Origin of the sequence: Sphaerothrix gracilis Ecp01, assembly GCF_030405905.1 — a bacterium.
Classification (GTDB): Bacteria; Cyanobacteriota; Cyanobacteriia; order Phormidesmidales; family Phormidesmidaceae; genus Sphaerothrix; species Sphaerothrix gracilis.
This window is the reverse complement of sequence record NZ_JASATW010000006.1, coordinates 1-21393: the sequence shown is the minus strand read 5'-3', so window position 1 is coordinate 21393 and position 21393 is coordinate 1. Positions and strand designations below refer to the sequence as shown.

19 protein-coding genes and 1 tRNA gene are annotated in these 21393 nt (G+C 54.7%); 17 read left to right on the top strand and 3 right to left on the bottom strand.

Features of this window, described 5'->3' with window-relative positions; all coding sequences use genetic code 11:
* Positions 1-31 precede the first annotated feature (31 nt).
* The 3 genes from QJQ48_RS07900 (at position 32) to QJQ48_RS07890 (ending at position 2678) form a co-directional block, all read left to right on the top strand.
* Positions 32-790, top strand: a complete 759-nt coding sequence (locus QJQ48_RS07900) for an HAD family hydrolase (protein ID WP_346290676.1) — start codon at positions 32-34, stop codon at positions 788-790.
* Between the two features lie 25 nt (positions 791-815).
* Positions 816-1448 carry a TenA family protein gene (locus QJQ48_RS07895; RefSeq protein WP_346290675.1) on the top strand — a complete coding sequence of 211 codons (633 nt, stop codon included), beginning with the start codon at positions 816-818 and terminating at the stop codon, positions 1446-1448.
* A 126-nt stretch (positions 1449-1574) separates the two neighbouring features.
* Positions 1575-2678, top strand: coding sequence for a histidinol-phosphate transaminase (locus tag QJQ48_RS07890; protein ID WP_346290674.1), 1104 nt, complete (start codon positions 1575-1577; stop codon positions 2676-2678).
* Here the strand turns inward: QJQ48_RS07890 and QJQ48_RS07885 are convergent.
* Together QJQ48_RS07885 and QJQ48_RS07880 are read right to left on the bottom strand one after the other, a co-directional pair.
* Positions 2675-3109 (bottom strand): hypothetical protein, encoded by a 435-nt coding sequence (locus QJQ48_RS07885; RefSeq protein ID WP_346290673.1) that lies wholly within the window; start codon positions 3107-3109, stop codon positions 2675-2677. The two genes, QJQ48_RS07890 and QJQ48_RS07885, sit on opposite strands and share 4 nt — an antisense overlap.
* 360 nt (positions 3110-3469) lie before the next feature.
* Entirely contained in the window at positions 3470-4066 is a 597-nt protein-coding gene (locus QJQ48_RS07880; RefSeq protein ID WP_346290672.1) for a GNAT family N-acetyltransferase, read from the bottom strand.
* Between the two features lie 248 nt (positions 4067-4314).
* Between QJQ48_RS07880 and QJQ48_RS07875 the strand changes: the two genes are divergently transcribed.
* From QJQ48_RS07875 to QJQ48_RS07860, 4 genes are all read left to right on the top strand, one after another.
* Positions 4315-7782 (top strand): response regulator, encoded by a 3468-nt coding sequence (locus tag QJQ48_RS07875; RefSeq protein WP_346290671.1) that lies wholly within the window; start codon positions 4315-4317, stop codon positions 7780-7782.
* A gap of 6 nt (positions 7783-7788) precedes the next feature.
* Positions 7789-8889 (top strand): hypothetical protein, encoded by a 1101-nt coding sequence (locus QJQ48_RS07870; RefSeq protein WP_346290670.1) that lies wholly within the window; start codon positions 7789-7791, stop codon positions 8887-8889.
* A gap of 65 nt (positions 8890-8954) precedes the next feature.
* A tRNA-Gly gene (locus QJQ48_RS07865) sits at positions 8955-9025 on the top strand.
* Between the two features lie 150 nt (positions 9026-9175).
* On the top strand, positions 9176-9619 hold the full coding sequence (locus QJQ48_RS07860; protein WP_346290669.1) for a GAF domain-containing protein: 444 nt from the start codon (positions 9176-9178) through the stop codon (positions 9617-9619).
* Positions 9620-9629: 10 nt separating this feature from the next.
* Here the strand turns inward: QJQ48_RS07860 and QJQ48_RS07855 are convergent, their stop codons facing one another.
* On the bottom strand, positions 9630-10154 hold the full coding sequence (locus QJQ48_RS07855) for a TrmH family RNA methyltransferase (RefSeq protein ID WP_346290668.1): 525 nt from the start codon (positions 10152-10154) through the stop codon (positions 9630-9632).
* Between the two features lie 108 nt (positions 10155-10262).
* Between QJQ48_RS07855 and QJQ48_RS07850 the strand changes: the two genes are divergently transcribed.
* From QJQ48_RS07850 to QJQ48_RS07805, 10 genes are all read left to right on the top strand, one after another.
* The gene (locus QJQ48_RS07850; RefSeq protein WP_346290667.1) at positions 10263-10805 is read left to right on the top strand and encodes a TRAP transporter small permease subunit; all 543 of its coding nucleotides are present in this window, start codon (positions 10263-10265) and stop codon (positions 10803-10805) included.
* Complete coding sequence (locus tag QJQ48_RS07845; RefSeq protein ID WP_346290666.1) at positions 10802-12145, top strand: TRAP transporter large permease; 1344 nt, start codon at positions 10802-10804, stop codon at positions 12143-12145. Before QJQ48_RS07850 ends, QJQ48_RS07845 begins: the two co-directional genes overlap by 4 nt.
* Positions 12146-12250: 105 nt before the next feature.
* Complete coding sequence (locus tag QJQ48_RS07840; protein ID WP_346290665.1) at positions 12251-12727, top strand: hypothetical protein; 477 nt, start codon at positions 12251-12253, stop codon at positions 12725-12727.
* A 141-nt stretch (positions 12728-12868) separates the two neighbouring features.
* Positions 12869-13303 carry an NUDIX hydrolase gene (locus QJQ48_RS07835; protein ID WP_346290664.1) on the top strand — a complete coding sequence of 145 codons (435 nt, stop codon included), beginning with the start codon at positions 12869-12871 and terminating at the stop codon, positions 13301-13303.
* Between the two features lie 154 nt (positions 13304-13457).
* Entirely contained in the window at positions 13458-14795 is a 1338-nt protein-coding gene (locus QJQ48_RS07830; protein ID WP_346290663.1) for an ABC transporter substrate-binding protein, read from the top strand.
* A 9-nt stretch (positions 14796-14804) separates the two neighbouring features.
* A complete protein-coding gene (locus QJQ48_RS07825; RefSeq protein WP_346290662.1) occupies positions 14805-15716 on the top strand; it encodes a carbohydrate ABC transporter permease in 912 nt (303 codons plus the stop codon).
* The gene (locus QJQ48_RS07820; RefSeq protein WP_346290661.1) at positions 15713-16603 is read left to right on the top strand and encodes a carbohydrate ABC transporter permease; all 891 of its coding nucleotides are present in this window, start codon (positions 15713-15715) and stop codon (positions 16601-16603) included. The genes QJQ48_RS07825 and QJQ48_RS07820 overlap by 4 nt, the downstream gene beginning before the upstream one ends.
* 45 nt (positions 16604-16648) lie before the next feature.
* The gene (locus QJQ48_RS07815) at positions 16649-17725 is read left to right on the top strand and encodes an ABC transporter ATP-binding protein (protein WP_346290660.1); all 1077 of its coding nucleotides are present in this window, start codon (positions 16649-16651) and stop codon (positions 17723-17725) included.
* Positions 17726-17789: 64 nt separating this feature from the next.
* Complete coding sequence (locus QJQ48_RS07810; protein ID WP_346290659.1) at positions 17790-19931, top strand: AAA-like domain-containing protein; 2142 nt, start codon at positions 17790-17792, stop codon at positions 19929-19931.
* A partial coding sequence (locus QJQ48_RS07805) for an AAA-like domain-containing protein (RefSeq protein WP_346290658.1) occupies positions 19924-21393 on the top strand: 1470 nt, incomplete at its 3' end. The genes QJQ48_RS07810 and QJQ48_RS07805, both read left to right, overlap by 8 nt.

Here is a 21393-nt window from a genome sequence, read left to right as displayed (position 1 = left end):
GTAGATCAGAATTGCGGCTGCAATCTAACCTATGCCTGACCTGAAAGCCCTAATTTTCGACGTAGATGGAACCTTAGCTGAAACTGAGCAGAACGGCCACCGGGTTGCCTTTAATCAGGCTTTCGCGGAGGCTGGCCTAGACTGGCACTGGTCAGTGGAGCAATACGGCGAACTGTTAGAAGTTGCGGGGGGGAAGGAACGCATTCGTCACTATATCCGCCAGTATCAGTCTCACCTGCCTACCACAAAGCGCACTGCTGCCTTTGTGGCCCAGCTCCACGGCCTGAAAAGCCAGCAGTACCAACAGCGGCTACGACAGGGCAAAATTCCGCTCCGACCGGGCGTGCAGCGACTGCTAACGGCGGCCCGCCAGGCCGGATTGCGCTTAGCGATCGCCACAACCAGCGCCTCTCACAGCGTCATGCCGCTGCTGCGCACTCAGCTAGCTGCCGATAGCCCCAACTGGTTTGAGGTGATTGCCGCAGGCGACATTGTGCGCCATAAAAAGCCAGAACCCGATATTTATCAGTATGTGCTGGAGTCAATGGCGATCGCCCCAGCCCACTGCCTGGTGATTGAAGACAGCCCCCAAGGACTGGCGGCTGCCACCAGAGCCGGTCTAAAAACGGTAATTACGGTCAACAGCTATACCTGTCGCTATGAGTATCCGCAGGCGTCCTTAGTGCTAGATCACTTAGGAGAGCCGGATCAGCCTTTTCAGGTGATTGCTGGTGATACCGGCGGCGATCGCTACTTTACGCTAGATTTAGCCCAGCGGCTGCTGCAATAGCTGTGTACTTAGGCGTTTAACTTCCATGTCTCTTAGTCGAACTCTCTGGCAGGCCAATCAGGATCTGGCCCAAGCTTCACTCCGGCATCCCTTTGTTCAAGGAATTAGCGATGGCTCGCTGGATAAAGCCAAATTTGCTTACTACGTTGGGCAGGATGCCTTCTTTTTAGAGTCTTTTGCGCGGGCCTATAGCATTGCCGCTGCTAAAGCGCCTGATTGGAAAACATTTCAGCTTTTTCACGAGCTAGCGGAAGGTGTCCTAGCTGAGCTGAAGCTGCATGACGGCTATGCCCAAGCATGGCAGGTCGATTTGCAAATGGTGCAGCCGGAAGCGGCAACGCGGCGATATACGGACTTTTTGCTTTCTACTGCCTGGAGCCAGAACATTGGTCTAACGGCAGTGGCGATGTCGCCCTGTATGCGGCTTTACGCCTTTCTGGGGCAGTCGCTGGCGGCAAACGGCATTCCGACCCACCTCTACAGCGACTGGATCACCACCTACAGCAGCGATCTGTTTGAGCCGCTAGCCGAGCAGCTGGAGGCTCTGGTGGAGCAGTATGCGTCAGACACCGCTCAGGTACGAGAAACCTATCGCTATGCCATGCTGTGTGAGCGCGACTTTTTTCAGGCGGCGTGGGAGGCGTCAGGCTCGAAGTAAGTCAAATGAATTTAGTTCTGCGATCGCCTCTTGGGCGTTTCTAACGAACAAATGGTTGAGCTGCCTGACGCACGCCTGACGCTCCGCTGTCATAATATTGCTGTTGCCTCGTTTCTAGCCGTTGCTATGCTGCCTTTTGTTCGCGCTGATTTGGCCCAGTTAACTGCCTATACCCCCCACCCCGGCGGTAGCGCTCAAGCAGCGACAATTCTAGATCAGCTTGATACCAACGAAAATCCCTACGATCTGCCTGCTGATTTGAAAGAAAAGCTGGCCTGGACATATCAGGAGGCGATCGCGGCTAATCGCTATCCCGATGGCAGCCACGCAGCCCTCAAACAGGCGATCGCGGCCTATGTGAATGAATCTGCCAGCTTAGATAGCGTGTCTACCCGCCATATTTCGGTAGGCAATGGCTCTGACGAACTGATTCGCTCTCTGCTCATTGCCACCTGCCTACAGGGCAACGGCGCTATTTTGGTGGCCCAGCCAACCTTTTCCATGTACGGCATTTTGGCTCAGACCCTAGGGATTCCGGTGATCGCGGTAGAGCGCCGGGAGGCCGATTTTGCCCTAGACTTGGAGGCGGCCCAGGCCGCGATCGCAGACCAGCCCGTACGGGTAGTCTTTATGGTGCATCCCAATTCCCCTACGGCGAATGCGCTGACAGCCGCTGAGCTAGACTGGCTCAAAAGCCTGCCCGATCAGACACTTGTGGTCATTGACGAAGCTTACTTTGAATTTAGCCAGCAGACCACGCTAGAAATCGGACTGCAGCGGCCCAACTGGGTCATTCTGCGCACTTTTTCTAAAGCTTTTCGGCTGGCGGCACACCGGGTTGGCTACGCGATCGCCCAGCCTGAGCTAATTCAGGTGTTAGAAAAAGTCAGACTGCCTTACAACCTGCCCGGCTTTTCCCAGGCTGCTGCCCTAACAGCCCTGGCCCATCGTCAAAGTCTGCTCAGCGTCATGCCTGAACTTATTGCAGAGCGCGATCGCTTGCTAGCTGCTTTCACAGCCCTGCCACAGCTCAAAGTCTGGCCCAGTCAGGCCAATTTTATCTATCTTCGGCCTCAGCCAGAATCCACCATGACCTTGCAGCGGCTTTTCACCTCGCTACAGGATCAAGGTACCCTGATTCGCCAAACCGGGGGAGGGCTGAGAATTACCGTCGGCACGGCGGCTGAGAACCAGCGGACTCAAGAGCATTTGAGGCGATCGCTGAGCTAAACCAGGGTACGGGCCAGCCGAATCGTGTAGGGTAAAACACCGACCAGCAGCGCAAAGGCTTCGTCGGGAACCTGCTCAACCATACTGGCGTCAAAATAGCTCTTGAACTGCTCTAAAATCATTCGTGCTCGCTCTGTTGGCACGGGCTTGTCGGTAAAGTTCTGGGTTAGCCGAATCCACTGCAGCCGAATTCGCAGCGCCTTCTGCTGATCCTCATGAGACTCAGGGGGAATTAAAGACAGATTACCTAAAGGAATAATTTTCTGGCAGCCGAGATCAAATGAGCCACCCACAGCGGCTCCTGGGCCAGCAAATTCGGCATGAAACTGCTTGACCACAATAATGCCATTGCGTCGCCGACTATTCACAACCCAAAATTTGTCCTCTTCAAACTGGGTCAGAATTTCCTTGGCCTCCAAGTTCTGATTCACAGATCGATCGGCAGTTGGATGATTACAGTAGGGGGTGGCACTCTCAGACCATGACTTTGACCGTATCAGCGGTTCAACAGGGCTAGGCTTGGGATCTATAGCTGAGCGGGTAGCTTTTTGCGTATAGTTGCCTACGTACATTTAGGTTCGTAATAAGTTCCAATCTGAGAATCAGAATTTGTACTCACTCATTGTAGGGTAATGATTCTGAAGATGTATGGAACGTCTGTTATAAATCTCTGAAGCGGGTGTAAAGCAGCTATAAAGATTCAAAAAAAAGTGTGTTCAATCAGCAGCGCTGGCTAATTAATATGCTGGTCTTGATTGGTGCTTGCTTCGTCGGCATCGTTATGAGTGAGGCTACTTAGAAGCTAGCTGTTTGTAGAGTAAAAGACGTTGAGGCTTACCTAGCAGAGCTGCTAAAGGATTCCATTCAGCCTGCTTTAGGTTGTATCCCATTTTGCTGTACAGCTGACGAGCTTGCTGATTGTCCTCCATTACATGTAAATACAAAGTATGAAAACCCCAGCTACGAGCCGCCTGTTCACAAGCTTGCAGGAGCTGACGGGCAGCTCCCCGTCGCCGAAATTTCTGATCAACCGCTAAATTAGAAACGTAGGGATATTTGGCAAAACTAAAGGGCCAGGTCTGAGCGGGACGGCATGAGATTTCAACCGTACCGACAATCTGATGCTGGTTGAAGAGAGCGGAACCTGCTGATTGCACAGCAAAACAGGCATAAAAAGCTAGCTGCGAGCGAAAACGATGCTTTAGATCTTCATAAATGCCCAAACGTAGTAGAGGATAGCCAAAATACATCCAGCCGGCTCGTGAGTAGAAGCTAGCTGCTAACAGGTCGGCTAGCTGGCTTAAATCCTCAGCGCCTGCAGGTCTAACCTGAAACGAAACAGACTCGCCGGAATATGTGAAGGATACGTGAGGATGAGAAATAGACATAGTGGAAGTTTTAGGCCAGATGGGAATGCTGGTTAGTAGTCTAATAACGGTATTGTGACGAATTGCCCTCAGAGGAATCTTTGATTAGCTTACTCAAAGTCAGCATAGATTACCCAAGGCATCTACCTAATTTTTGTTCTAATGGGCGCTTCCGTATGTCTAGCGCAGGTGTCGTAAACAGCTCAAAAGCGGGCAGCTTTGCTAGTCAATGATCGATAAACAGCTTTTCCAGGTTTGTGCTGTAGTTCATGGTTATCTCTCAGCCAAGTTTTGACAAGTCGGTTGCTAAAGCTAAAATTCTGGTTGTCGATGATGAGTCAGACAATCTAGATCTGCTCTATCGCACATTTTTTCGTAGCTTTCGCGTTTTTCGGGCTAATAGCGGTTCAGCGGCGCTAGAAATTTTGGCAGCGCAGCCGGATATGGCGGTGGTTATTTCTGACCAGCGGATGCCGGGTATGAGCGGCACTGAGCTTCTGAGTCAGGTGGCCGAGCGATATCCCAATATCATTCGCATCATGCTGACGGGGTACACGGATGTTGAAGACCTGGTAGAGGCCATTAATGCTGGCAAGGTCTTCAAATATGTGACGAAGCCTTGGGAAGAAAGCGATCTCAAAAACATCGTGCAGCAGGCGGTGGAAACCCATCGTGTCTTAGAAGCTCGCACGGCAGATTTGGCTAGAGTGCTGCGCCAGGAAACCCTGCTCAACGCGGTGACCAGCACTATTCATAGTGCTGAAAGCTCGCGTCAGATGCTGCAGACTATTGTGAATACAGTGGGTCAAACCATTGAGGTTGACTGGTGTATTCTGCTGACGTTTGACATTACCCGCGATTCGCCCTACTTCGTCTACGGCAAGCCCGATCAGCTTGCTAAAACCAAGCCTTCAGACTTCAGCAAGCTGCAGCATACTATCTGGCAGACTCAGATAGTGCAGCAGGTTAGCTGCTCAGACTGGTCTACTCTGCAGGCAGAGACGGTTGATGCCGATGTGCTGCAGGTCTATCAGTCATTGGGCATTCAATCAAGTCTGCTGATACCGCTGATTTTCAAGCAGGAACTGGTTGCTGTTCTAGCGCTGCATGAGTGCGGGCAGATCCGCAGCTGGAGTAATGATGAAGTCCAGCTATTGGTGACGATGGCTGACCAGGCTGCTCTAGCGGTTACTCAAATGACGACTTACGAGCGGATTCAGTCTCTGGCTCAGCGAGAAGTCTTAATCAACACCATTACTCAGGCAATTCGCTCCAGCTTAGATCCTCAGCAGATTTTTGCAGCCATTACTCAAAAGCTGGGTCTGGCTTTAAAGGTGGATAAATGCGCCCTTTCCCTCTGGTTCCCAGAGGCGGGCTATGTCCGCTGTGTTAGCCGCTATCGGGCTTTAGAGGAAGACTTGGTTGCGGCTGCTCCATTTGCTGAGGTTGAACCTGAAATGCAGGCTGCAGCGCAGTCAACCTCTGACGCTGGGATGGCTCTCAGCGCCATTGCCGATGACGCCATTTTGCAGCAGCTTAATACCACCCAGCGCCCCGTCGTCATTGATGTGCATAAGGCTGAAAATGATGAAGCCGGGGACAATGGCATTCACCCAGCTGACCCTACAACCGCCGTTCTGGCAGTTCCCCTGCTGGCGGAGAGTAGCATTATTGGCAGCATCTATTTGGAGCAGTCCGGCCCCCGCGTTTGGCAGCAAGATGAAATTGACCTGGCTCAGTCTGTAGCAGCGCAGGCGGCGATCGCGGTGCAGCAGGCCCGTCTGTATCAAAAAACGCGCCAGCAGGCTGAGAGTCTGCTAGAACTCGATCGCCTCAAGACGGAATTCTTTCAAAATATTTCCCATGAGTTTCGCACGCCGCTGACGCTGACCATTGGTCCGCTAGAGGCGGCGATCGCCCAAGGACAAGGGCTGAGCTACGAGCAGTCTCAGATAACCCTGCGTAACGGTCGGCGGCTGCTGCGGCTGGTAAATCAGCTTTTAGACCTGCAGCGTTTGGATGCAGGGCAGATGCAGCCCACCTTTAGACCTTGTGAGCTAGTACCGTTTATTGGCCGGGTGGTTGAGGCTTTTCGTCCCTACTGCGATCGCAAAGCGATAGAGCTGCTGACTGATTTACCCGCGGCCCGCTCCATCCTGTATTTGGACTTAGAAAAGTTTGATAAGGTCATTTACAACCTGCTCTCAAATGCCATGAAGTTTACGCCTGCTGGCGGCAGGATTATAGTGAGGCTGATAGCTGAGCCGCAGCAAGTTGTATTGCAGATAGAAGATACGGGCATTGGGATTCTAGCAGACCAAATCCCCTATTTGTTTGAGCGCTTTCGTCAGGCAGATGGTTCAGCCAGCCGACAGTCTGAGGGGACGGGGCTGGGCCTAGCGATCGCTAAGGAGCTGGTAGAGCTGCATGGCGGTCAGATTACCGTCAGTTCAAAGTATGGCGAGGGGACTATCTTCAGCGTGCAGCTCCCCGTTGGCACAGAGCATTTGCCGCCTCATCGCCTGCTCAAAGATGCGGCTGACTTTGATATTCAACGCGCTGCTGTTGAGCTAGCCGACATTGAGGCGCTGCAGTCGTCAGAAAGTATTGCTGAAGCGCTGGCTGAAGTTGAAGACGATCCGGCTTCCCCCCATCAATCTCGCGTTTTGGTGGTGGATGACCATCCTGATTTGCGAACCTATGTAGCAAATATTTTACGGCGATCGGGCTACAGCGTGCGGGTGGCGGCGGACGGCGAGATGGGCTTGACGGCAATTCGGCAGTGGCTCCCCAACCTAATTGTGACAGACCTGATGATGCCGGGAATCTCTGGTTTGGAGCTGATTCGTCAGGTGCGTGCTGACGAGGCTATTCAGGGCATTCCCATCATTTTGCTAACGGCTAAAGCTGACGACGCCACCCGAATTAGCGGGGCGGAGGAAGGGGCTGACGCCTACCTGTCCAAACCCTTCAACGATCGGGAACTGCTAGCTGAGGTTCGCAATTTGCTAGCCCTCAAAGCCAATGAGCGTCGCGTCGCCGAACTCAATACCTATCTGACTGAATCTGTGCTGAAGCGATTTCTGCCGCCAGCCTTAGTGCAAAAAGCGGCTCAGGGAAATTTACAGCTCGACCTACAGCCGGAACCGCGCTTAGTCACCGTTCTTTTTAGCGATATTATTGGCTTTACCCAGCTTTCGACCCGCCTGCAGGCAGAGCGCATAGCCGCCATGCTAAATGAGTATCTAGTGGCGATGAGTCAGGTCATTTTTGACAATGGCGGCACGGTAGACAAGTTTATGGGAGACGGCATTTTGGCCCTGTTCGGTGCGCCAGAGGAACTGCTGCCCGAACAGCAGGCACGACGAGCGATCGCCACGGCTCAGCAAATGTATCACAGCCTAGACCAGCTCAATCGGCGCTGGCAGGCTCAAGGCTTAGGAACTTTGCAGTTCCGCTGCGGCATTCATCAAGGCCATGCCGTTGTCGGCATGTTTGGCAGTGCTGAACGAACTGACTATACGGCAATTGGCCCCAGCGTCAATATCGCGGCGCGGCTGCAGGAAGCCGCTGAGGCCGACTGTATTTTGCTGTCGCAGTCGGTGGCGCGATTTTTGCCGGAGGCTCAGATGCAGCCAATGGGATCGCTGCAGCTACGAGGAATTGACGAAGCAGTGTTAACGTTTGGAATGAGGGTTTATTCTCAGGCAGAATCCTCTACGCTGCTGTCTCGCTAGCAATTTATGGCCGTGTCCTTTCCTGATGCCCCAATCTGGCTGCGGCACCGAGATCCGCGTCGCCTATGGCCCAAGCTGACCGCTTTAGCCGTTTTGCTGCATGGGCTAGTGTGGCTGCTGGGCTGGCCGATTCTACTGCGATCGCAGCCAGCATTGACACAGTCAGGATCGCCAGTCGTACCAATTGAGCTAGTTGATACCCCCACTGACACAGCGACAGAAGCCGCCGTTACTGCTCCCTCAGCCGCCGCAACCACCTCAGCGACAGAAGCCAATACGCCAGCTCCCCCCCCATCATCTACTGCCCCTAACCCTGCCATAGAACCTCAGCCTACAGACACCCAAGAGGCTATTGAGGCGACAGGCTCCTCAGATATCTCAGACACGAACCAGGAGACTCGTGAGGTTGAAACTTCGACCTCAGGCGGGACGCAAACGCGCGATCGCCAAACAACTCAGGATGCAGTCGGTCAGCCGCAAGGGCGTGCAGCCGACACCGGACAGCGGGCAGGTGAAAATACGGGCCAAAACACGGGCGATCGCCCAGACCGCAATACGGGTGACACAGGCATACCTGAAGAGAACACCAATCGCGAAGACAGTGGCGCTGCTGGTTCAGAAGACACGGGGGCTGCGAATACAGAAGAGACTCGCGACGATAGCGAGGGGGAGACAGAATCAGATGATGGCCTAGGGACGGTGAACGTCAGCGGTAGTGCGACAGGGCAAAACGCGGCTTTTGTGGCTCAGCTATCCTTAGATCCTACCCCTGATGCCGGTGATATTCCAGGCGAGCAACCCACTTTGATGGATTCCGCACCACAGCTGATCGAGCTGGATCCTCTGCAAGGGACTTGCACAATTGAGAATCCGGCAACTTTGCGGGCGATCCAGGCCGGAACTTCTGTAACCCTGAGAATTACCGTAGAACCTGACGGTCAAGTTTCTAATGCTTTTGTGATGAATACCAGCGGTGACGGGGGCGTAGACAGCTTGATGCAGTGTCTTCTGGTAGAGGATCAAACCTTCGAATTCAATCCAGCCCAAAGCGACGGTCAAATTACAGCCGCCAACGCAGATTTGACCATCGCCGTAACTGCCAACTGAGTCATACTGGCGCCTCATTTGACGAGAAACTGTGCTAACCTAGCATATGCTCAAGCAGCCAACTTGCGGGTGTAGTTTAGTGGTAAAACCTTAGCCTTCCAAGCTAATGATGGGGGTTCGATTCCCCCCACCCGCTTTTTAAGTCTGTACAAGAACCGCGAGAAACTCCTGACAGAGTTGCAGGAAGCGATTGAGGTGACTAAACTCCGCTTTTAGGCCAGAAAACGAAACATCGCGCTAGTGTCTATGTAAAGCAATAGCGCGTCCCCGATTAATTTCAAATCCTATGAGTGCTTTGACTCTAGAACAAATGGCTCAGCAGGCTCAAAATCTGGTGCAGGCTGAAACCGCTGTCGTTGCCCTGGCTGAAGCCGATACGGAAACCATTTACTACGCTGCTGCTGCCGGAAAACATGCTGGGGCGATCGCTGGCAAACGCGGCCAAATCGCTACGTCAGGGCTGTGCGGCGTGGTGCTGCAGGAGAGCTGTCCAGTGCTGGTGGCTCAAACCCAGGGAGACCTGCGGGTACGGCAAGATCAGGTGGCGGCGCTGGGCATCGACTCAGCTCTGGCGGTGCCGATCAGGCAGAACGAACAGATTTTGGGGGCGCTGATGGTGCTAAACCGTCAGGATGGGCGTCCGTTTGACGGGCAGGATGAGGCCCAGCTAGCGGCTTATGCGGCTGAGATAGGAGGGCAAGTGGCTGAGATTATGGCAAACGCCGAATAGAAAAAGCTGTTTAGCCCGTTTGCTGGCGGATGTATTCGTAAACCGCGATCGCCGCTGCCGTACTGACATTGAGCGACTCGACTAGGCCAAACTGGGGGATGGCGATCGCCCCATCGCAGACCTGCCCAATTTCTGCCGGAATGCCAGTTAGCTCTCGGCCCAGCACCAGCACCGACTTGGCCGGAAAGGTATGCTGCGTCAGCGGCACCGCATCAGAGCTGAGGGTTAGGGCATAGACGCGATAGTCCTGCTGCTGCCAGTGGAAGATTTGTTCCAAGAGGCGATCGCTGGCGCAAGCCTGCAACGGCTGCCAGTGCTGGGCGGAGGCGGCCAGCTTACGAAACTGCCAGTCTTGCGTCACAGCAAGTGTCGGCAATACCAAAGCCTGCAGCCGAAAAGCTTCCGCCGTGCGGCACAGTGCCCCCAAGTTCATTACATTTTCCACCAGCGAGGCGCAGACAATTAAAGGATGGCGCGGTAGCTGCGAGTAGCGCTGTCTTACAGATTGTCTAGGTTCAGGGAAAGGGAACGGCATCGCTGTAAAATACTACATCGTCCCTGACAGGGATTTGTTAGCCAAGTTCCTACTGTATCGGCTGGCGGGCGCGATCGCGCCTAATCGTTATTCTGATCGCAAATTGCTGTGCAAACGCTGCTCAAAATTGCTGGCTGGATTGACCGTTTCAACGAGGGCATTGGCCGCCTAGCCTACTGGCTCATCCTCGTCATGCTGGGCATCGGCGTTTGGAACGTGGTGGGGCGCTATCTGGGCTACTTTGTCGGCCAAAACCTCAGCTCCAATGCCCTGATTGAAAGCCAGTGGTATCTGTTTGACATTGTCTTTCTGCTGGGGGCGGCCTACACGCTGAAGCACAACGGTCACGTGCGGGTGGATGTGTTTCAGTCGCGCTGGCAGGGCAAGCGCAAGGCGCTGGCAGAACTGGTGGGGACGCTGCTGTTCTTGCTGCCGTTTTGCGCCCTGGTGATCTTTTTCTCTTGGGAGGCGATCGCCGCCTCTTGGGCCATTCGCGAAACTTCTCCTGATCCAGGCGGTCTGCCGCGCTACCCGATCAAGAGTCTCATCATCGTCAGTTTTGTCCTTTTGATTTTGCAGGGATTTTCTGAGGCCATTAAAAACCTGGCCGTGCTGACGAATCATCAGCCTGAATCGGAGGAGCCGCAATGACCTTTGCCTATGAGTGGCTTGGCCCCGCTATGTTTGGTGGGGCGCTGGTGCTGCTGTCCCTGGGCTATCCGGTGGCCTTTTCCCTGGGCGGAGTGGCGGTGCTGTTTGCCCTGATCGGCATTTCTCTGGGCGTGTTTGAGCCTGTGTTTTTGACGGCGATGCCCCAGCGAATTTTCGGCATTATGCAGAACTTCACGCTGCTGGCAATTCCCTATTTCATTTTTATGGGGGCGATGCTGGAGAAATCGGGCATCGCGGAAAATCTCTTAGAAACGATGGGGCAGCTCTTTGGCCGGGTGCGCGGCGGGCTAGCCCTAGCGGTGGTGGTAGTGGGGGCGCTGCTGGCGGCGACGACCGGCGTTGTGGCCGCAACCGTGGTGACGATGGGATTAATTTCTCTGCCGACGATGCTGCGCTATGGCTATGACAAGTCTCTGGCCGCTGGGGTGATTGCCGCTTCCGGCACGCTGGGACAGATTATTCCCCCCAGTATCGTGCTGGTGGTGCTGGCCGATCAGCTCGGCATTTCGGTGGGAGATTTATTCTTAGGCTCTGTGATTCCGGGACTGATGATGGCGGGGGCTTTTGCGCTGCACGTCCTGATAATTGCTACCCTGCGGCCCGATTTGGCTCCGGCGCTGCCAAAAGAGCTGCTGGCTGTGCGGGGGCGATCGCTCGCTTTGAAAGTGCTGAAGGTGATGGTGCCGCCGCTGGTGCTGATTTTACTGGTGCTGGGCAGTATTTTCTTCGGCATTGCCACGCCGACAGAGGCGGGTGCTTTGGGCGGGGCGGGCGCTTTGGCCCTAGCGGCAGTAAACCGTCAGCTGAGCTGGGACGGCCTGCGGCAGGTCTGCGACAGTACCCTGCGCACCACCAGCATGGTGATTTTTATTTTGCTAGGATCGACCGCCTTTAGCCTGGTATTTCGCGGCCTCAACGGCGATCGCTTCATTTTTGATCTGCTGACCAATCTGCCGGGGGGACAGGTGGGTTTTCTGGTCGTCAGTATGGTGACGATTTTTGGGCTAGGCTTTTTTATTGACTTCTTTGAAATTGCCTTTATTGTGGTGCCCCTGTTTGCTCCGATTGCCGAGCAGCTCTATGGCCTCAGCGGCCTGGTCTGGTACGGCGTCATCATTGGGGCTAATATGCAGACCTCGTTTCTGACACCGCCCTTTGGCTTTGCCCTGTTCTATCTGCGCGGTGTCGCTCCTAAGACTCTGACCACGGGTGACATCTATCGCGGTGCCCTGCCTTTTATCCTGCTGCAGCTTGGGGTGCTGATACTGATTATTGCCTTTCCGGCTTTGGTGAACTATCTGCCCTCGCTCAGTCGTTAATAAATCTGGCAAACGTGCGGAAAGTGGCCGTGGCAACCTGAGTGAGTAGTAGGGCGTCAGTCTTAACTGAAAGATTGTGCCTGTGGTGAATCAGAGAGTTTGCAGATGAAACAGCTAGCTGGGTTAGTCTTAGTGCCGGCGATCGCCCTGATGATGGGCTGCGGCCAGTCCCGCACCTTTAGCGATAGTGAAGGCAATGAGGCTACTGTCTCCCAGAAGGGAGACACGACCGAAGTGAATATTCAGTCAGCAGAAGGGGAGGTGCAGTATTCCAGTGACGCTACCGGCGTGGAACTGCCAGAAGATTTTCCTGAAGACATCCCGCTCTATCCCGATGCCCTCATTACTACGGTTGCCAATGCGCCGCAGGGCAGTCTGGTGGGGCTAGAAGTGAAGGCAACGCCAGCGGAAGTGATGACCTTCTATGAGCAGGAACTAGCGGCAGACGGCTGGGAAATCAGCGTCACTACGAAAACTGCCGAGGGTGGCTTCTTTGGAGCCCAGAAGGGGGAGCGCGGCCTAGCACTGGCGATCGCGGCGGGGGAAGACATCACCACTATCAACCTCACCACCAAAAAATAAGCTGCTAAACCGGGAGCCGCTTCGGCAGGTAGGGCGGGCCATGCCTGCCGCCTGCTGATGACCTCGGTTAGAAACTACCTATGCTGCTGTGGCAACCGCTATATTAGCGGGTGAAAGAAATTAACAATTCCGGGTCTACCCATGCCTAACGCGCCGGTCGAAGTTGCGATCGCTATTTTGTACCGGGACGATCAGTTTCTAATGCAGCTAAGAGACGATCTGCCTACCATTGTTTATCCAGGGCACTGGAGCTTTTTTGGCGGACATATTGATCCAGGAGAGTCAGCAGATACGGCTGTAGTACGAGAGCTACAAGAGGAAATCGGCTATACGGCCTCAGATCTCAAGTTTTTCGATCGCCGCGTTTACAGCCACGTCATTCGCAATATTTATCACGGCCCGCTCACCGTTCCGGTTGAGCGCCTCACTCTGAATGAAGGTCAAGACCTGGGGCTGTGCTCGGTTGCCGATATCCGGCGGGGCTATCGCTATGCGCCCAAGCTGAGGGAAGATCGGCCCCTGGGCCAGCCTCATCAGCAGATTTTGCTAGATTTTATGGCTCAGTCTCAGGCTTAGCTTTGAGTAAGGTTTCGGTTTCTTAACAGATGCAAACCTATATAGCCTTATTCGTTTAGTAAAGATATCCCTCTTTACAATAGAGTGAATTCCGTACCTGAACGCTAGCTTCGGGTCATAGCCGTTTGTCGGCCTGCTTTTAAGTACAGAAATCATGATTTGGGAAACGCTGCTAAGAGTCTTTAGAGCCGGAAAGTTTTCGCCCCGCTGGCGGCGATCGCGCTTGGGCTGGCTGGCGATCGCGCTGATTGCCTGCGGGGGCATTCTCTTCTCTAGCCTCAATGCCTTCACCCAGGAAAGGGTGCAAGTCTCTTTCTTGGTGCGATCGCTAGAAGTCGATCAGCTAGAAATTTTGGAGCAGGAGTTTGAGGCTCAGAACCCCGATATCGACCTGGATATGATTCGAGGGCCGAATGCGACTGACGCGGTGGAAAACCTCTACACCACCTCCTTTCTGCTAGGTGATTCTCCCTATGACATTGTCTACGCCGACGTGGTTTGGATTCCCAAGTTTGCGGCGGCGGGATGGCTAATGGATTTGAGCGATCGCGTCAGTGAGGAAGACCTCTCTGCCTTTCTAGATGCTGACGTCCGGGCAGGGCGCTATCGCGGCGGTTTTTACCGGATGCCCTTCCGCTCTGACATGGGGATGCTCTATTACCGCACCGACCTGCTGCAGCAGGCGGGCCTAGAGCCACCCGAAACTTTTGCCGAACTGCAGCAGGCTTCCCAAACTTTACAGGAGCAAGGTCTTGTTCCTTGGGGCTTTTCCTGGCAGGGCAAACAGTATGAGGGACTCGCAACCGTTTTTGTGGAAGTGATTGCAGGGTATGGCGGCTTTTGGGTCAACCCTGACACCTTGGAAGTAGGGCTAGATACCCCAGCGGGCTATCAGGCGGTTGAGTTTTTGCGAGAACTCATTGCCCAAGACATCACCCCTGCCGGCGTCACCAACTACATCGAAGAAGACGCCCTGCGCCTGTTTGAGAACGGCAATGCCGCCTTTATGCGCAACTGGCCCTATGCCTGGGCCCAGGTCAATCGGGCGGAAGCGACTGTGCAGGGTAAGGTTGGCCTGAAGCCGATGGTTCATGCCCCCGATGAAAACGCGGCGGCTTGTTTAGGCGGCTGGGGCTTTGCCATTTCTAAGACGGCGGCCCATCCGGATGAAGCCTGGCGAGTGGTCGAATTTTTGACCAGCCGCGAGTCCCAGAAAGAGTTTGCGCTGGAATACTCCTACGTGCCCAGTCGCCGCGACCTGTTTACCGAGCCTGAAATCCTGGCTAAATACGATCACTACCAGGAGCTTTTGGAGGTGGCAAACAATACGGTGCCGCGCCCGCCGGTCGGTCAATACGCTCAAATTTCTGATATTTTGCAGCGCTACCTCAGCGCCGCCCTCACCGACCAGATGAGTGCTGAAGACGCCATGAACGCCGCCGCCGGCGAGACGCGCCGGGTGCTGGGTCGAGACGTAACTGAGCAGTCATAGGAGATCTTCATGCAAGGAAAGCTTCGCGCCAGAGAAGTGCGCACAGGCTGGCTGCTGGCTCTGCCAGCCATATTGCTGCTGCTGCTGGTCTATGCCTATCCCATCCTCCGCGCCTTTGTGCTCAGCCTCTATGCTCAGAACCTTAGCACTGAGCTAGACACGGTCTTCATTGGCTTTGACAACTATGTGCGCATGGCCCTCGATGGCCGCTTCTGGGGCAGTATCTGGCATACGGCGATTTTTACCAGCGTTTCCCTCGTCACCGAGCTAATTTTGGGTATGTGTGTGGCCCTGGCGCTAAACCAGGCTTTTCGCGGACGTGGCGCCGTGCGGACGATCGCCATTTTGCCCTGGGCCTTACCGACAGCGTTGATTGCCCTGGCTTGGCGCTGGATTTTTAACGACCAGTATGGTGTCTGGAACGACATGCTGCTGAACTGGTTTCACATCATTGATGAGCCAGTCAACTGGCTAGGGAATCCCACCTGGGCAATGGTGTCCGTGATTGCGGCAGATGTTTGGAAAACCACCTCGTTTATTGCGATTTTGCTGCTGGCCGGATTGCAGTCAATTTCAGAAGACCTGTACGAAGCCCATGCCATTGATGGCGCTAGCCCCTGGCAGAGCTTCCGGCAGATTACGCTGCCGCTGCTGATGCCGCAGATTCTAATTGCCATGCTGTTTCGCTTTGCCCAAGCCTTCGGCATTTTCGACCTGATTCAGGTGATGACCGAGGGCGGCCCCGGCGGTGCCACTGAGATGGTTTCCCTCTATATCTATGCCACCGTCATGCGCTACCTGGACTTTGGCTACGGCGCGGCGCTGGTGGTGATCACCTTTTTGATTTTGATTGCCGTTGTCGGTCTGGCTGGACTCTACATCTCGCGGCTACGCAGCAACACAGGAACTGAAAGCTCATGACCACCGTTCAAGAACCGCAAACCCCTCAGTCAGCCAAAGCTCCCAGTCAGGGAATTGCCTGGATGAAAATTCTCCAGTGGGTTGCCATTATCTTTGTCGTTTTGTTCAGCCTGGGGCCAGTCCTCTGGGAACTGCTCACTTCAATTAAAACGACGGCGGCGATCACGGCGGATTCGGTTGTTTATTTTCCCAGCTTTGACCAGCTCACCTGGGATCACTACGTTGATCTTTTTCGGCGCAATCGCTTCTATATCTATATTTTCAACAGCGCTTTGGTGTCGATTGTCTCTACGGTGCTGTGCTTGGCGATTGGCTCTCCGGCAGCCTATGCTCTAGCGCGGCTCCGAATTCCGGGGGAGCGTATTATTTTAGCCGTGGTGCTGGTGATTACGCTGTTTCCCTATATTCTGCTGTTTTTGGGACTGCTAGAGGTGATTCGCCTGGCCGGATTGGCAAACAACTATCTGGCGCTGATCATTCCCTATACGGCGATCAATCTGCCGCTGACAATTTTGGTGATGCGCAGCTTTTTCCAACAGCTGCCCAAAGACCTGGAAGATTCGGCCAAAGTGGACGGCTACAATACGGTGCGAATGCTGTGGCAGATTGTGCTACCGATGACGCTGCCTGCGTTGGTGACTACGGGCATCCTGGCTTTCATCTTTGCCTGGAACGAATACATCTTTGCCCTCACCTTCATCACCCGCGAGAGCATGAAGACGATTCCGGTGGCGGCGGCTCAGCTAGGCGGTACGACCTCCTTTGAGGTGCCCTATGGCCCTTTGGCGGCGGCTACCATTATCGGAACGCTGCCCCTAATTGTGCTGGTGCTGTTTTTCCAGCGCAAGATTGTGCAGGGCTTGACTGCCGGATCGGTGAAGGGATAATTCAGCCTCGAACTCAAAATTTTGCAATTCAAAAATTCGTAAGCCATGTCAAAGCTCAAAGTTAAAAACCTGAGAAAAGCCTATAGCCGTCAGATTGTGCCTGTAAAAGATCTGGATTTACAGGTGGAAAATGAAGAGTTTTTGACGCTGGTGGGGCCATCGGGCTGTGGTAAGTCTACGATTTTGCGGCTGATTGCCGGGCTGGAGCAGCCTACCAGCGGCAAGGTGTTTATTGGCGATCGCAATGTGACTTCCCTAGCGCCGGGCGATCGCAATATTGCAATGGTCTTTCAAAGCTATGCCCTCTATCCCCACATGACGGTGCATGACAATATGGCGTCTGGGCTGAAGCTGCGCAATCTCTCATCTGGTGAAATTCAGACCCGCATTCAGGAAGCCTCCCAAGTGTTGGGACTTGATGAGCTGCTCGATCGCAAGCCGGCCAAGCTCTCTGGCGGTCAGCGGCAGCGGGTAGCGCTGGGGCGGGCGCTGGTGCGGGAGCCAGATATATTCTTGCTAGATGAGCCGCTGAGTAACCTAGACGCGCTGCTGCGAGAGCAGGTGCGGGCAGATCTGAAGCAAATTTTTCAAAAGCAGAAGTCGCCGGTGGTCTATGTTACCCACGACCAAACTGAGGCGATGACGCTGTCGTCTAAGGTGGCGGTGTTGAATAAGGGGCTGTTGCAGCAGCTCGATACCCCAGAGGTGATCTATACCAACCCCGCCAATCGGTTTGTGGCGGGCTTTATTGGTAGTCCTCAGATGAACCTGATGTCGCTGCCCTGTCAGGCCAATCATGCTGTTCTGGGAGAGTTCAAAATACCGCTGCCCAAAGCGGCGCGATCGCCCCAGGCAATTATTCTAGGCATTCGCCCGGAGCATGTGCGCTTGGCCCAGCCAGAGGAAGACGTGACGAAGGCACACGGCAAGGTCTTTTTGGTGGAGAATTTGGGCATGAGCTATTTGCTCAGCATTCACGTGGACGGTGAGCCGGATAGGGCGCTGCGGGCGCTGCTGCCGTCTGATGCTCACTGGAACAATGAGGACATTACGCTGGCGCTGCCGAGCGATCGGATTCATTGGTTCCATGCCAAGACGGAGGAGCGGATTGAGTCGACTTGAGCCTGAAATCAGAACAGATTCACTGGATATGATGAATATGGGCTAACTCACTACCAATTGACCCATGTCTGCAAACAAGGCTGCTGTCCGTAAAATTCTGATCCTGGCGGCTAACCCGCTTGATACAGAACAACGGCGCCTTGATGAAGAGGTGCGGGACATTCAGGAAGGCTTAAAGCTCTCGAGGGGACGCGATCAGTTTCAGCTAATTGCGCAGTGGGCGGTGCGAACGGATGATCTGCGGCGATCGCTGCTGGAACATGAACCTCAGATCGTGCACTTTTCTGGGCATGGGGTAGGTGAGAATGGGTTAGCGCTTGAAGACCGGAATGGTGAGGCCAAGCTAGTCAGCGCTGAGGCTTTAGCGCGCTTGTTTAAGCTCTGTCCCAGCGTTAAGTGTGTGGTGCTAAATGCCTGTTACTCGGTGGTGCAGGCTGAAGCGATCGCCGAGCATGTTGACTACGTGGTGGGAATGCGGCAGGCGATCGGCGACGTGGCGGCCCGCAAGTTTGCTATTGGGTTTTATGATGCGCTGGGCTATGAGCGCAGCTACACAGATGCCTTTGAATTTGGTCTGAGTGCGATTGATTTAGAAGGCATCCCCGAAACGTCGGTACCCGTCTTGAATGCACAGACAGTCGTGATCGCTGACCCGCCGCCACCAACGCCGCCACAGCGCTTATTCATCAGCTACAAACGCAACGTAATGCCGGATGAATCGGTAGCAATGGCTCTCTTTGAAGCGCTAGAACTACAGCATTCGGTGTTTATTGATCAGACAATGCTGGTGGGGACGCGCTGGGCCGAGCGCATTGAAACAGAAATTCGTCAGGCTGATGCCCTAATCGTCTTGCTCTCTGAGCAGTCCGTCCAGAGTGAGATGGTTTTGCAAGAGGTGAGCCTTGCCCATGAGGTCGCCCGTGAGCGGCAGGGCAAGCCCCAGCTCTTGCCTGTGCGCCTAGCCTATCGAGAACCGTTTCAGTATCCCCTGAGCGTGTATCTTGATCCGATTAACTGGGCGATATGGGAGCAAGCGACTGATACGCCCCGGCTGGTGGCTGAGCTGCAGCAGGCGATCGCGGGCGGCTCTCTGCCCTTAGATAACTTAGCGGCCAAAACGCAGGTACTCCAGCTCACTCCGACTGAACCCATTCCGCGACCTTCGCCTTCGGCCCAGCCCCAAGCCGCAACGGCCAAGCCGCTGGAGCTGCCGGAAGGCACGATGGATCCAGAGTCCAGATTTTATGTGGAGCGTCCTGCCGATGCCGTGGCGCTGGAAACTATCCGGCGGCAGGGGGTGACGGTGACGATTAAAGGCCCCCGGCAGATGGGTAAAAGTTCGCTGCTGATTCGGGCGATCGCGGCGGCCCGAGAGGTGGGTAAACAAGTTGTTTTTCTAGATTTTCAGCTTTTTGACCGCGTGGCGCTGCAAAATGCCGATGACTTCTACCAGCAATTTTGCACCTGTCTCACCGATGAGCTAGATCTTGATGATCATGTGGCCGAGTATTGGCAGCGTCCTGTCAGCAACAATCAGCGCTGCACGCGCTACGTCGGCAAGCATCTGTTGAAGGGGGTGGGCCAGCCGCTGGTGCTGGCGATGGACGAGGTAGAGCGTATTTTTGATACGCCGTTTCGCAATGACTTTTTCAGCATGTTGCGGAGCTGGCACAACAACCGAGCCACTAACCCCATTTGGAAACAGCTCGATCTAGCCCTGGTGACCTCAACTGAGCCTTATCAACTGATTGACGATCTCAATCAGTCGCCGTTTAATGTGGGGCAGGTGCTGCGGCTGGATGACTTTACCCCGGAGCAGGTGCGTGGCCTCAATATGCTACATGGCACGCCCTTAAATCTGCGCGAAGAGGTGCAGCTTATGGCTCTGGTAAACGGGCATCCCTACTTAGTGAGACGCGCTTTGTACCTGGTCGCCAGTGGTCGTCTAACGGCAGCCGAACTGTTTGCTAGCGCTACGGATGAGCGCGGCCCGTTTGGCGATCATTTGCGTTATCATCTGTTTCGCATTTACGGCAAGCAGGCGCTGGTGGAAGGCTTTTTGCAGGTGCTGCGGCGACGGACTTGCCCGGATGAACGTATTTTCTTTCGGCTACACGGGGCGGGGCTAGTCTGCCGGGAGGGCCATACGGTAAGCCCCCGCTGTCAGCTCTATGCGGATTATTTTGGGGAGCACCTCAATGGCTGATCTGGCTTTTTTCACCACGGGCGGGACGGTTCAGGCGGGCGGCGGCGTCTACTTGTCGCGGCGGGCGGATGAGGAACTGCTACAGCTCTGCCAGGAGGGCCAGTTTGGCTATGTGCTGACGCCCCGGCAGATGGGTAAGTCGAGCCTGATGGTGCAAACGGCGGAACGGCTGCAGCAGCAGGGCATTCAAACCGTCATTATTGACTTGACCAAAATCGGCACTGAGGTCACGGCTGAGTCTTGGTATCTGGGGCTGCTGACGGAAATCGAAGACCAGCTAATGCTGGATACCGATGTCTATGGCTGGTGGCAGCAGCACGAGCATTTGGGGGTGACGCAGCGACTGACCCGGTTTGTGCAGGGGGTATTGCTGGCAGAGGTGACGCAGCAGATCGTCATTTTTGTCGATGAGATCGACACGACGCTGAGCCTCAGCTTCACGGACGACTTTTTTGTCGCCATTCGCTATTTCTACACGGCGCGGGCGCAAAACCCAGAGCTAAAGAGACTTTCTTTTGTGCTGATTGGGGTGGCGACGCCGGGGGATTTAATCCGCGATCCGCAGCGGACGCCTTTTAATGTGGGGCAGCGGGTGGATCTGACGGACTTTAGCCTGGAAGAGGCACTGCCCTTTGCTACTGGGCTGGCGGTGACAAATGCGGATCAGGTGTTGGGCTGGGTGCTGGACTGGACTCACGGCCATCCCTATCTGACGCAGCGGCTTTGTCAAACGTTTGTGGAGCAGCGGCCTGACGGGGCGGTGGCCCAATCTGACATTGACGGCCTGGTGGAAAGCACGTTTTTGAGCGCGACCAGTCAGCGACAGGACAACAATTTGCAGTTTGTGCGGGACATGCTGACGCAGCGCGCTCCAGACACTTACGAGGTGCTGAGCGTGTACCGGCAGGTGTGGCGGGGCCGTCAGCCGGTGCTGGATGAGGAGCAGTCAATCATTAAATCGCACCTGAAGCTGTCGGGGGCGGTGCGGCGAGAGGCAGCAACCGGAACCTTGCAGGTGCGCAACCCGATTTACCGGGCGGTGTTTGATGAGGGGTGGGTGAAGGAACACCTGCCGGTGAACTGGATGAAGCGGCTGCAGCGAGCGAGGGCGGCGCTGGCGGTGATGGCGACGGTGCTGTTTGTGGCGGTACCGTTTGGGGTGGTGGCGGAGGTGCGGCGGCGAGAGGCAGAGGCGCTGCGGCTGACAGCGCAGGAACAAACCATTTTGGCCCAAGCAAATGCCTCGAAAGGATTTTTGCTAGACGATCAATCGTTAGAAGCATTAGTAGCCGCTACCAATGCAGTTCAGCTAGCCAAACAAGAAAACCTGCAAGATTCCGTTACAGCAACTCCAGCTATAGCAGCGCTCAGGCAAGCTGTTTATCACTACAAAGCATTTAACTTAGAACAGTCGTATGGATTTCGAGAGCGTCAGCAGCTAAAAGATAGTGGCGGTAGTGTC